Here is a 12482-nt window from a genome sequence, read left to right as displayed (position 1 = left end):
AAGCAATTGATGAATCTAACCTGCAAATGAAAAAGGACCTGGTCAAGGATTTTGATTTGTTAACTCGGCAACTAGGGAGAATTCCCATGATGATGGATTTTGTTTCGCACGGTTCAAGAGATCCTTATGCGTATGTTGATTATGGAAAGAGTTACTATTCCTTCATTCGTGGTTTAGAATCTTCGTTAGAAATCTTACCGAAAACATCGATTCAATTGTTGGAGCAGTTTTCCCAAGAAATCGCCAACGGAAAACGCATTGAGGAGCTTGCAGCATTAAACGTTTTGTTGGAGAAAAAAGAATGCACGAGCAAGACCCTTTCGAAATACTGTGGTTTACTGTTAGGTAGTACATATCCCATTTCTGAGCCTTGTTTTGCTTCCTTGGAATGGAACCTTAATTTTGAATTTATCAAAAAACCTATACCTGTTCTAAAAAAGGTTGGTGGTGCTTTTGAGTTAACGGATTCTTTCAACTCCATGGTGCTTAATCCCACGTTTAAACGGTTTCTTTTGGATGCCTTGGCTTATGGAATTCATGCATTTCAGAAACGATTTAAGGCCACACGTTTTCATCATGGATTTGTTTTAGGGGCAAAATATAGTCGTAAGGATGTTTGCAGAATTTTAAACTGGGAGAAAGATATTAGTAGTACAGTATATGGATATCGTACGAACCATAAGGTGACGCCTTGTTTTGTAACTTATAAAAAATCGGAAGACCGTTCCCAACGAACGAAATATAATGACCATTTTATTGACTCACGAACCTTCGCTTGGGAGTCACGTTGGAACAGAAAAGTAGGTAGTCCTGAAATAAAAAAGCTTATAGAGTCTGAATTAATTCTGTTATTTGTCAAGAAATCCGACGGCGAGGGTGAGGATTATTACTGTATTGGTCAAGTAGAGATTATTCCAGGTTCTATGAAACAAGGTCATATTCCTGTTACCAACGAACCCGTAGTTCATTTTACCTACAAATTAGAGCATGCTGTGGAAAACGCGCTGTATACGTATTTGATTGGGGAGGGTTAATAATCCCCCTTTCCTGGTATAATATTTCTAATTCCTCCGCGCGGATTTGATACATCATCTTTTCGTCGTGGAATAATGTGAACATGAGCATGCATGATGGTTTGACCAGCGATTACCCCTTGATTTATACCAATATTGAATCCTTCAATTGACCTGTCCTCCAATAATAGCTTGTCTCTAATTTGATTGATGAGTGAATTAATAGCGAGTAATTCAGCTGATTTTAATTCAAAATAATTAGCAAAATGTCTTTTAGGGATAACTAAATGGTGTCCTTTGGTAACCTCAAATTTGTCTTTAATAACAAAGGCCAAGGGATGATCGAATACAACCTCTTTGTTGGACGAACAAAACGCACACGTTGTATCCCTCATCTCAAAGAGATGCACTCGATTTCTAAAGTCGGTATCATCTGTATCTCGTTTATTCGTATTGCATTTGTAGCACAATGCTTGATAGTTGCTTAAATCATCGGCGCCCTTCCAATTTTTAGGTACAATGTGATCCACTTCTAAGGCTCTGATTTCAGAGGAGATGCCACATAACTCGCAAACATTGTTGGCTCTGTTTAATACTTGATATCGTATACTTCCGTCAATGGGGGACCTATTCTTTCTTCGATGATCCCAAATCATCATGCCTCGTTTTTCTTTGTATTCGTCGATTTTAACAGCACATAATTCAATGAGTTTTGCTCGTTCTATGTTTGTTAATTCTTCAAATCCAATAAGCTGGTATTCATTTTTCTCTTTAAGAACTATCTGATTGTTTCGAAGAACTTTACCAACCATTTGATTTACTCTTTCAGTATAATATTCTAGTTGGCTTAAGTCATTCTGAACCAAATCAAGGGCAATTTCATCTGCCTTTGCTTTTCCTTGATTGGAAAGCAGTTTCATGATCATTACGGGTTGATACACATGACTCATGCGCATCCGTTTGCTTAAATAATCCGCTAATAAATGATACTTATTTATTGACACTAGCTTTAAAAGTAACCATTTTTTATTGTCTAGCAATCCCCTCCACCGGCCTCAGGTCATTCACTTCTACCTCCAACACGTAGCGGTCGAGTTTGGGGTGATAGCTCGTAAAGGGTGCAATGAGGGGGTAGCGGTCTTTGAGTAGCAGAAATTCTTTAAAGGGTAGTTCCAGGCGCAGGGGGTATTTCTTTCCGGAAAAGGCAAAGCCAAACACATCGGGAATTTGCTGTTCATGGAGTGTTTCGTGTTTAAATACGGTACCGGTGTATTCCACCGAGCCAATGCGGTCGATGTTGTACGTTTTATTTTTTTGGGTAGCCGGTTCAAAGGCCATCACGGTGTGGTAGTTTTCGGTAAAGCCAAAGGGTTCAACCACGCGGTCTGTAATGCTTTCCGAATTGATGGATTGGTATTTCTTTAAGATGACTTGCTCCTTGTTCATCATGGCTTTGGTGAGGCGTTCCACCGCTTTCCCGTTCTTGGAATGAAGCAGGTGGGTGGCCACCATGGGAAGTTCAGAACCCATGTAGATTTTACTCAGGAGCGTATCTTTTAGCTTGGAGGATTTTCCGGTGCTTAACACAAGCGATTTGAGAAGCTGCGCTTCTTCGGGGGTGAAGTAAATGCCGTCGGTAGCTTGCTGTTCAATGTAGTAGCGTTGGTTGTGGTCTTTGTGGAGATCAAACCCACATTCCCGAAGCAGGTCGAGGTAACGGTAAACGGTCCGTTCGGTAGAATCTAGAAACGAAGCGAGTTGGTTAATGGTTTTATGGGGTGATTCTTGCAGGTAGGTAATGAGTTGCAGTACGCGGAGAATCTTATGTTGATTGAGCATAGGCAGGAATCTGGTCAACAAATAAATTTAATTTTATTGATATGCACAACTTATTGACCTGAGTTGTCATGGGAAAGTTAAATGTTCTCAGGGTGCGCCCTTCGACTAGCTCAGGGACCGCACCTGATGTATTGCAATTTAAATTTAAGCGGTCCCTGAGCTTGTCCGCCGGAGCAGAGCATAGGCGGGTCGAAGGGCCGCTTTTTATCCCCTAAAAAACAAAAACCCTAAGAAACTTGATACTTCCTAGGGTTTTCTAATCCTCCAGCCATAGAGGCTTTTCTTTAAACGAACCGTTTCGCGGTCTGGACGGTTCGGCCATTCTAGTGTTTTCAAGGGTTTCCGAAGTTGTTCTAAGTTTGCTTATATTATATTGAATTACAGATAGTTAAGTATGTTGAGACTACTTTTGGTTTTGTTGAAAAACAACCTAAATCAACATAATCCGTCCACGAATCCGTCCACGCTTTATTGTATCTTTGGGTAAAGTTATTAACAATGATTCGGTTCCATTTAAGAGATAAAAAGTCAATACAGGCAACGTCTATATTGATGACAGTTTACTATGAAAACACGCGCGTAAAAATTTCTACGGGCTGCTCCGTTCCGCCAAAATTTTGGATGGACCGCAAACAGCGTGTAAAAGTAACCATAGAATTTGAAAAAGCAAACGAAATAAATGATCGCTTAACCGCCATGGAAGCGGTTTTGAACTCATTGATGAAGCAGTACCGTGACGATGATTTCTATCCGTCCCCGCAGCGCATAAAATCCGATTTCATCAAACAACGGCAGGTCCCTGTAAAAAACAAGAAGGATAAAAAGTTATGGGATCATTTTGAAGATTTTATTGAAGAAAAAAGAAAAACTTCCGTGGACATTCGAGAGTATAACAACAGTTTGAGAAAGCATTTATTGAAGGTCCAGGAAATCTTTGGAACGCCCTTATCGTTCGCTTTGATTGCGAGTGATTCAGCTAATTTTTCGCTGGAGTGGATGAACTACTTGAGTTTTATTGCTCCAAATGCCGAAGGCTTTCCGGGGTTGTTACCCAATACCATTGGAAAATCGAATAAGGCCTTGAAAGCATTCCTGAATTGGTGTTTCGAAAAAGGAATAGTCAATCGATTTAGTTTAAAGTGTTTTCCTTCCATTTCTGAGGACGTCGATAAGATTTACCTCACCGAGGAAGATTTGCTGCTTTTGGAAAAACTCGACGTAACAGATCCTCATGCGAAGAAGGTTCGTGATTTATTTTTAGTGGGTTGTGAATCGGGATTGCGATTTTCGGATTTCATCCGAATTTCAGAACACGACATACGGAACAATGAATTGCATATTATTCCCAAGAAAACGAAAAATTCTGGGGTAAAGAAATTGATTATTCCATTGAGCGAACGATTCAAAACCATCTTGGAATCCTACAATGGAATATTACCTACCTATGACAAAAATCAAGTCACGCGTTTTAACGCTACCATTCGCGAATTATGTTGCGAAGCGAATATGACCGACGACATCAAGTTCTATCGAGAAGTTGCCGGAGAAACCATTTTGATCATCAAGAAAAAGTACGAAGAGGTTTCTTCCCACACCTGCCGGCGCACCTTCTGTACCCTGAAATTTCTGAAGGGAATGCCAGCCCAAGCCATCATGAAATTCAGTGGACATAAATCGGAGCGGAATTTCTTAAAATACCTAAAGTTGGATGCGGAATTAACTGCGCGTACTTACGCTTCTTATTTTTAAACATAAACGGCCGGTAGCTCCCAGTAATAAAAAAGCAGGTAAAATAAGTTAACTTGAAGTCAGGATAACGTTGGATTTAACCCACATAAATCTAACCTTAAGTTAGCTTGAAGTTGGCTTGAAGTTAACTTGAATTGGAAGGGTAGGGGTATTTCTTATTTTTGGATATAACTTTATTATTTCTTGCGATAATTTGATTTGGGAAAAAAAACAAACGTGATTACTTGTTTTTCTTATCATTCAAACAGGGTTGTAATTTTCGGATAAGTTCCTTTTCATGAAATAATAAATCGTCTTCTAAAGGATGTTCTATGCATTGAATATTGAAGTTATCGCAAATGAATTTTCTTGTTTCTTCCTTTAATTGTACATTGGTTTTGTCCGTGATATCAAATCCCAAGAAAATGCCCATTTTTCTAACAAAGGTGGCTCCTTCAAAGTTAGACCACCCCATTTCTTGCTTGGCTCTATTTCTTAAATCGCTACTTTTCGTTTTGGCGCCTTTGCCAATATAGGCGATTTCACTTTTGAACGTGTAATTCAGCTTAAGGCAAATCTCTTTTAACACATTGGGATTCTTTGGTGTGATAATGTAAAGGCCATGCATTCCTTTGTATGGTTCTAGGTTGTTTAGTACGTCTTGAGTTGTTGTCATATGTCTAAATAGTGAGTTAAAATATTATTTCCAGAATAAAGAAATTATTTAATTAATAAAGAAAAAGCTGCTTTTGGTATTATATAAATTAGTTAGTTCGATAATTTCGGTTTATTCCGTTATTGGGGGAGTATCCGTAAAAGTTATTTAATAAAATAAGTTCACTTCCCCCTCAGCTCCAACAAATCATACGCACTTTCTAAGTGAAAATTTCGTGGGTACCATTCAAGTCCTATGGTATCTTCTACCAGCGATTGCAGGTGGTTTGCCAATTGGTTTATGCTGACCTTACGAATTATCATTAAAACAATATCATCGGTATAGGAAGCATATTCTCCGTTTTCTCCAAAGGCCTTAACGCCAATGGGATCCCAGGTTTCGTGTAAATAGGTGTATACGTGGTCGTACAAGTCCATAGCCTGCTCGTTGTTTTGACTCATAAATTAAGGTGCTTGAATTTAAATATATTAAAATGAAAATTGGAAAGCAAGTAAGGAGTTAAAATTCGTCTAATGAAAATTCACGGTTTATTCCATTCTCCATTGTTTGTTCTGTTTATAAATTATCATTAATTTCATGAAGCTCCACTCTTTGAGGTCAAGAGAACAAACAGTTGTTGGCTTGAAGCGAGATTGTGAGGGTTATAGCTAAGTTAGTGGCAAGCGCATGACAAAACAACCTTAAATGAAAAATAAGCATCGATTAACATTCATAATTTTATTAATTGCATCATTTCTCATTGTTGTTAGCATTTTCAAATCAAGAACTGAAAATAAAATTGGAGATAATGCAAGTAGTAAAACAAAGATTGAAAGTGAGGAAATTAAGAAATGTGAGAAGTATTTAGAAAAATTAGATAGTATTAAACTTACGTCAGAATGGAAACTGTTGAAATGCGGACTTTGGCAAAATAAATATGGGGAAATTGGATTTAAAACGCATAGTGTTATTTGCTCTGATGGACAGGTAATAGCTGAAACTTACATAACAAAGTTTGGGTTCAACGAAAACCCGCCATTAAAAAACATCATTGACACAGCAACATTTAGAGAACTTGGAAACACATTTTACAAGGACAAAAATCATATCTATCACCATTATTCGATGTCTGACGGTGGTAGTTTTTATGTATTTGATAAGGCAGACTATCAAACGTTTCAAATACTTGGAGATTGTTATGCCAAAGACAAAAACCACATTTTTGAAATGAGGGCGGGTATTTTAAAGAATGTTGACTACAAAACTTTCAAAACTAAAAAGGGACTAACAGGGTGTGTTGCTAAAGACAAAAATGGTTTCATAATTTGGGGAGAAAGAGTAAAAATTGACGAAATAGAAGACGAATATTTAAAAAGAGCAGTTCAAGAACTTAATAAAGAATAATGCCAGCCACTAACACTGGTTTGGCTACATGCCTCAGCTCTTTCTTCGAAAAAAAGATTTCATGAGAGAAAATAATCTAACTTCGAATTTGAGTTTAATTTAAAAAGTTCGGCACGCCGCCAAGCCAGAAACCGTTAGTGGCAAGCTTAAAAACGACACAGTATGACAATATTACTCATAGACCTTGACGGAACATTAACGGACACTGCTCACGAAAAATTTAAACCATTCAAAGACGGTTTAGAAGAAACCAACTTGGAAGAAATTCCATTAATTCCAGGAGCAAAAGAGTTTATTCAAGACATACAAAAAAAAGGATATGAAGCAATAATTGTTTCAGACTCTCATCCAAATTATGTAAAGAAAATTGCCGAGCAAATATTTCAGTTAGAATACATTAGTTTATGTGACAAGCCCAATTTTGGAAAAGCCAAACAGTACTTAATCGACAGATGCTTTGATACAGTTGGACACCCACATATTAATACAGATAAAGACAGTTTCTTTGTTATAGGCGACACTTGGTTAGATATAGAGTTTGGAAGAGCCTTGAATGTAGCTACAATCCTGACAAACTTTTATTCAGCCAGCGGAGAAGAAAACCGAGATGGCATTGGACAAGACTGGAAACATTTAAAAAGTGGGGCAACATATTTTGTAAACAAATTTGACGAAATACACGATATTCTGCTTAACCCTTTACAAAATCTATTGGCCGTAGAAGGTATTTTTCAAAATCAAAATACTACAAAAGCTGTTCGTTTCAAAACAACAAAGTATCCTGAAAGATTTATTGCATATAGAACACTTGGAAGACAACAAGCTGGAGAATGCGATAAGTTTGCAGTTGCCGACAAATACTTTGAATTTCAACGAGCCGACCGAACTCAAGAAACATTGCAAAAACTTGGCAAAGCAACTTCCAATTTTTTGTCTTTCGTTATGCAAAGTATGCCAAATGTAACGTGGGACTATTTTACTTTTGTATCAGATAAAAAAACAACTCAGCCGCCAAACAAACTATCCGAATTATTTGATTCAGTTGAAACAACAATCACAAAGCAAAAATTTATCCTTTGGACTGAAGAAATTGAAGGAAGCATTAGAAACCAAAAGGATTACAAAAGCAGAAAAGAATTTGTTGATAAACACATTTTCCTTTCTAACGAAACAGACCTACAAGGCAAAAACATAATCATACTTGACGACCAATTTACAACTGGCGGAACAGCATATTCAATTTGTGGAAAGTTCATTGAAAAAGGCGTTAAGAATATCATTTTCGTAACTTTGTTTTATCTTATCACAACAGTTGAAAGCGAAAGAGTTTGTCCTCATTGCGGAACAAAACTACAAGTGAAAGTCAACAGAAATAAAGGAACACGTTTTTTATCTTGCGTTCCTCAAAAATATGGTGGTAATGGTTGCGGTAATTTTATAGAGAACATAGTTTAGAATGAAAGACAATAATAAAATAATAGGAATAATTGCACTTTCTGAATTAAAAGGTATAGGTCCTGCCTTTGTAAAAAAGGTAGTTTCAAAAGACACCTTTGAAACCTCTAACACAATTCAAGAAATTCAAGAAATCATCAAAGCCAATAACAAACAGTTTGATGATAACACAATTTATGAAGCAGTAGAAAGTGCCAAAGACATTGTTTTTAAATGCAAAGAAGAAGGCATTACAATAATAGAATTCACAAGTGAAGACTATCCATCTCTACTAAAAGAAATTAAAGACCCACCATCGGTTATTTATTGCAAAGGCAATCTTGATTTACTTTACAATAAGACTGTTTGTATAATTGGAACAAGAGAACCAAATGAAAATGCTGTGAAAATATCAGAAAGAATTAGCTCCTTTTATTCAAATACAAATTGGGCAATCTGCAACGGATTTGCGGAAGGAGTTGACAATTTTTCTATTAAATCAAACGAAAAAATTCATAATAAAGTTATTGGCATTTTAGCAGGCGGACTAAACTATAACACTAAAAAAACACTGCTGAAAAACACTGCTAAAAACGCTGATAAGGCTATTGGAAGTGGCGGACTTTTAATTTCAGAAATGCCACCAGACAAAAAGGAAGACACTTTTACCGTTGTAAAATCTTGTAGAATTCAAGCAGGTCTTTCTAACGGGCTAATTTTAATTCAAAGTTCATTAGATGGTGGTTCACGCTTTACAACAAAATCTTTTTGCGAAACTCAAAGACCAATTGCCGTTATAAATCCTGTTCAGTCTGACTTTGACTTGCCGACTTATAACGCAAACAAAGAAATTATTCTTAATAGTAAAAAGGGACTTTCTAAATTCACAGAATTAAAAGAAGACAAAATACAGACTTCAAAAATCTTTGTAATCAAATCAAAAGACGACTACAAAGCATTTGAAAATTTAATGAGCATCCGACCAAAAAATATTGAACAATCAAACACAACATTATTCGGTTGATAGAAGAGAGCCAGCAACTAATAGCGTGCAAGCGCCATTTCCCTGCCGCAGGCGCAACACAGGGCTACGATCGCCTGCAAGCAAACCGTCATAATTCGTGTTTCATTAAATTCACCCTTCATTCCTATCCCCGCCGTTTGTTCTTTTCTCTTCGATAAATCTTTTTCGATGGTTCAGCGCGTTGCACAAAACGTCCATCAAAGTAGCCTTGATCTAATTGTTGGATGCGTTGCTTCTATTAATAAAATAAGGTGCTTGAATTTAAATACATTAAAATAGAAATTCGAAAGCAAACAAGGAGTTGATTTTTTCGTTGCTTTGTATGGATAAATACATATACAATATGTTTTAGCGAAAAAAAATATGCTGCGCTTCATGATTTAAATAAGGAATATAGATTAATTTATTGGTAATGCACCAACTACAACGGACATGACAATAGTAACTCATCCATTCAACGACAATTTTGGTCAACGCTCAATTAATGGGAACACGACAAAACTAATTTTAGGGTCATTTCCAGCCTTTCAAGTTACTAGCGAAAAAAGCCCCCGACTTCAATTTTACTATGGTAGCACAGATAATAAGTTTTGGGACTTATTTCACGACGTTTTAGACATTGAATCAAATTTCACGGTTGATAATATTATGGGTTATTTAAAGAACAATAACTTTGGCATTATGGATATTATTCGAAAATGCTATCGCAAAGACAACTCTTCTTCGGCAGACGAAGATCTTTCAATAATTGAGTTTCAGGATATCATTGAAATTCTAAAAAATTCTAAAATTGATACCATTTATACGACAAGTGAATTTGTTACTAAGTTACTGAAACAACAAATAGAACCATTACTTTATAAAAAAAGTGAAAAAGCAAAGGGTGAAAAAAAGAAGAAAAATGAAATATTTATTCCCATTAATTTAGGTGATTTCAAATACGAACAAGTTGACCTGCCTACTTTAGTTTTTCATACAGCAAGGCGATTAAAGATTAAGACTTTATTATCACCTTCGGACAATGCCCTTAGAGGTATTACAAAAGGAATAAACAGTAAAAAATTAAATACGGATGCAGAAACTTTTAGGCGTGAACAATATATTCAATTTCTAAAATGAAAATTTATAACAATACTTAATAACATCAGGTAAGTGCCTCAGTCTTTCTACCATACATGCAGGTCAATAAACGGGTCCAATCGCATAAACTAAAACTGTATTGGGCATAAAATAAATGTTAGAACTCTTTTAGTTTTCAATTAGGGCTACTTAAAATTTTTTAATCTAAATTTGTTTAGAGTCCAGTAATGATGACAACAAATAATTTTTTCTAATATGAAATACCCTATCGCGATAACCTTATTCTTGACTTGTTTCAATATATTTGCTATTGACCGTTTTGTGGACCCAAATTTGGCTAATGGAAATGGAACAAATCTTTTTACTACCATTTCATCTGCAGTAACGGCCTCTGTTAATGGAGACCGTATATTAATTCTTCCAGGCACTTATAACGAACCAGCATTAACCTTAAACAAATCATTAACCATACTATCTCAAACCGCAGGTTCTATAATTAATTTTAATGGAAATATTATTATTGCTGGGTTTCCAGGAATGAAATTGGAAATTCTTGGTTTTAATCTTGGGGTCTATTCTGTTTCTTCAAATGTCATTATTGGAGGAAGTGCAGCAAATCGAGCTAAAGTAAGTATTATTGATTCAAGGATGACAAATCTTTCAATAGACCAAGATTTTTATGAGTTAAATTGCGCGCGAGGTTCAATGACTGGAATGACTACATTTAGATTTGGAAATTTTGTTGCGTCCAAAACAAATGATTTAACAATTAATGATGAACCAAATGCAAATAATCTAACGGATAAAATTTTAATTGCAGCAGATACTGTGACTAACATTCTTTATTACTCAAACGACGATTACAAATTTATCATATCAAATAATTTATTAAAAAATATTCAAATTCTTAAGTGGAACACCCTTACTTCTGTTTCTAACATTATCTCTAATAATGAATTCATTACTAATAGCGAATTACTTGTAGCAAAAAACCCGCCTAATTATAATTTAATTTTTACAAGTAATCTTTTTGCATCAATTCCATTGTTTTATCTTACTGCCAGGCTTAATAATCCTTGTGTGGATGGATCTGCTGGAAACTGGGGCCAAGGAATTTGTTGGGGGATGCTGATGAATTGCAATGTGCCAGGTTGTATTTCTTCACAAACCTGTGGTTCTTGTTCTAATTCTTACTCAACAACTAATGCTGGATTTCCCACAGCTAATTCATCAGGTTTCTTTCAATGGACGTACAACGGAATTGATTTACCATGCACAATTCCAACTGGTTCCCAACCTCTGGTTTTAACAAAAATAATTGGTCCAACTGGTACAAATATAGATGCGGGCAATCCAAATCATGACTATTATGATATTGATTTATCTATTAATGATCGAGGACGAACAGGAGGGCCTTACAGTATTTTAAACTACAGCCCATCTATAAATCCTTCAAATGGAAAGGCTTTTATATTCGATATAGAGATGCCCACAGATTTATTTCCAGGCCAACAAGTTAATATCAAGGCAAAAGGTTACCACAAAAATTAGGGAATATGAAGCAGATTCTATCTTTTCTATTCCTATTTGGATTACGAATATTTTTTGCCCAACCGGACATTAAGGGGGGTGAGTATTTTTTTGGAGCGGTGGATCCGGGTAATGGTAGCGGGACTGCATTCACTGTGGTTGACGGGGCTTGGGATGAAGCAGTTGAAAGTATCATTGCTAGTGCTCAACCTATTCCAAATTTAAACTCCCCAGTTTTAGTTAACATACGACTAAAAGATAACTCAAATAATTGGGGACCATTATTCAAAAAAACCATTTTTATTAATAGTGGTAGTTTGAGTACTCGCTCTGTTGATATTACATATGCTGAGTATTTTTTCGGTGTATTTGATCCTGGTCAAGGACAGGGGACTCCGATTATTGCATTTGATGGCGCATTAGATGATGCTGTAGAATCTGTATTAAGAACTAATGCAACCTGGACGGTTACTACTTCACCAACGTTATTCAATATTAGGATGAGGGATGCAAATAATAATTGGGGACCCTTATTCAAAAAGACTGTTTTTCCATATGGAGCAAACCCAAATGCTTCGTTAATATCTCAAGGAGACAGTTTAAGTGTATGTCCTGGTTCGAACGCAACATTATCATATAGTGGACCAAATGGATATACTCCTACATGGTTTAACGGGTCTACATCAACAAGTATTACATTTCCCGTTACAACGGCAGGGTACTATGTTCTTTCTGCTACTTTAGGAAATAGCACTTACCTTGACAGTATTTACAT

The 12482-nt window shown here is 36.1% G+C and carries 12 protein-coding genes; 8 read left to right on the top strand and 4 right to left on the bottom strand.

The genetic code is table 11. From position 1 onward, the window contains the following. Positions 1–1034, top strand: a 1034-nt coding sequence (locus ACIQZ2_RS11110; RefSeq protein WP_395768922.1) for a DUF3427 domain-containing protein, incomplete at its 5' end; no start/stop codon positions are given. On the opposite strand, the gene ACIQZ2_RS11105 is transcribed toward ACIQZ2_RS11110, so the two are convergent. After that, positions 1031–2017, bottom strand: a complete 987-nt coding sequence (locus ACIQZ2_RS11105; RefSeq protein WP_395768921.1) for an HIT domain-containing protein — start codon at positions 2015–2017, stop codon at positions 1031–1033. The two genes, ACIQZ2_RS11110 and ACIQZ2_RS11105, sit on opposite strands and share 4 nt — an antisense overlap. A gap of 22 nt (positions 2018–2039) precedes the next feature. Next, positions 2040–2852, bottom strand: coding sequence for a helix-turn-helix transcriptional regulator (locus ACIQZ2_RS11100; protein WP_395768920.1), 813 nt, complete (start codon positions 2850–2852; stop codon positions 2040–2042). Between the two features lie 498 nt (positions 2853–3350). On the opposite strand from ACIQZ2_RS11100, the gene ACIQZ2_RS11095 reads away from it, so the two are divergent. Then, a complete protein-coding gene (locus ACIQZ2_RS11095) occupies positions 3351–4601 on the top strand; it encodes a tyrosine-type recombinase/integrase (RefSeq protein WP_395768919.1) in 1251 nt (416 codons plus the stop codon). A 220-nt stretch (positions 4602–4821) separates the two neighbouring features. Here ACIQZ2_RS11095 and ACIQZ2_RS11090 read toward each other — a convergent pair whose 3' ends face one another. Continuing rightward, positions 4822–5256: a GIY-YIG nuclease family protein gene (locus tag ACIQZ2_RS11090; RefSeq protein WP_395768918.1), complete on the bottom strand. Its 435-nt coding sequence runs from the start codon at positions 5254–5256 to the stop codon at positions 4822–4824. A 161-nt stretch (positions 5257–5417) separates the two neighbouring features. Continuing rightward, complete coding sequence (locus ACIQZ2_RS11085) at positions 5418–5696, bottom strand: hypothetical protein (protein WP_395768917.1); 279 nt, start codon at positions 5694–5696, stop codon at positions 5418–5420. Positions 5697–5940: 244 nt separating this feature from the next. Here ACIQZ2_RS11085 and ACIQZ2_RS11080 point away from each other — a divergent pair, with 244 nt between their 5' ends. The 6 genes from ACIQZ2_RS11080 to ACIQZ2_RS11055 all read left to right on the top strand — a co-directional run. Continuing rightward, complete coding sequence (locus tag ACIQZ2_RS11080; protein WP_395768916.1) at positions 5941–6639, top strand: DKNYY domain-containing protein; 699 nt, start codon at positions 5941–5943, stop codon at positions 6637–6639. A 162-nt stretch (positions 6640–6801) separates the two neighbouring features. Next, positions 6802–8094, top strand: coding sequence for an NIF family HAD-type phosphatase (locus ACIQZ2_RS11075; protein ID WP_395768915.1), 1293 nt, complete (start codon positions 6802–6804; stop codon positions 8092–8094). Position 8095: 1 nt separating this feature from the next. Continuing rightward, on the top strand, positions 8096–9097 hold the full coding sequence (locus ACIQZ2_RS11070; RefSeq protein WP_395768914.1) for a DNA-processing protein DprA: 1002 nt from the start codon (positions 8096–8098) through the stop codon (positions 9095–9097). Between the two features lie 432 nt (positions 9098–9529). Beyond that, a complete protein-coding gene (locus ACIQZ2_RS11065) occupies positions 9530–10216 on the top strand; it encodes a hypothetical protein (protein WP_395768913.1) in 687 nt (228 codons plus the stop codon). A 216-nt stretch (positions 10217–10432) separates the two neighbouring features. Beyond that, positions 10433–11728: a hypothetical protein gene (locus ACIQZ2_RS11060; protein WP_395768912.1), complete on the top strand. Its 1296-nt coding sequence runs from the start codon at positions 10433–10435 to the stop codon at positions 11726–11728. A 5-nt stretch (positions 11729–11733) separates the two neighbouring features. After that, on the top strand, positions 11734–12482 hold a 749-nt coding region (locus tag ACIQZ2_RS11055), incomplete at its 3' end, for a hypothetical protein (RefSeq protein WP_395768911.1).

It is taken from the genome of Aquirufa sp., assembly GCF_044342065.1.
In the GTDB taxonomy this organism is placed as follows: domain Bacteria; phylum Bacteroidota; class Bacteroidia; order Cytophagales; family Spirosomataceae; genus Aquirufa.
Note: the sequence above shows the minus strand (reverse complement) of the source record. Positions and strands in the feature narration are given on the sequence as shown.

Excerpts from the sequence above, each read along its gene's own strand:
- ACIQZ2_RS11100 (WP_395768920.1), bottom strand. The coding sequence starts at position 2,852 with ATGCTCAATCAACATAAGATTCTCCGCGTACTGCAACTCATTACCTAC.
- ACIQZ2_RS11095 (WP_395768919.1), top strand. The coding sequence starts at position 3,351 with ATGATTCGGTTCCATTTAAGAGATAAAAAGTCAATACAGGCAACGTCT.
- ACIQZ2_RS11090 (WP_395768918.1), bottom strand. The coding sequence starts at position 5,256 with ATGACAACAACTCAAGACGTACTAAACAACCTAGAACCATACAAAGGA.
- ACIQZ2_RS11085 (WP_395768917.1), bottom strand. The coding sequence starts at position 5,696 with ATGAGTCAAAACAACGAGCAGGCTATGGACTTGTACGACCACGTATAC.
- ACIQZ2_RS11080 (WP_395768916.1), top strand. The coding sequence starts at position 5,941 with ATGAAAAATAAGCATCGATTAACATTCATAATTTTATTAATTGCATCA.
- ACIQZ2_RS11075 (WP_395768915.1), top strand. The coding sequence starts at position 6,802 with ATGACAATATTACTCATAGACCTTGACGGAACATTAACGGACACTGCT.
- ACIQZ2_RS11070 (WP_395768914.1), top strand. The coding sequence starts at position 8,096 with ATGAAAGACAATAATAAAATAATAGGAATAATTGCACTTTCTGAATTA.
- ACIQZ2_RS11065 (WP_395768913.1), top strand. The coding sequence starts at position 9,530 with ATGACAATAGTAACTCATCCATTCAACGACAATTTTGGTCAACGCTCA.
- ACIQZ2_RS11060 (WP_395768912.1), top strand. The coding sequence starts at position 10,433 with ATGAAATACCCTATCGCGATAACCTTATTCTTGACTTGTTTCAATATA.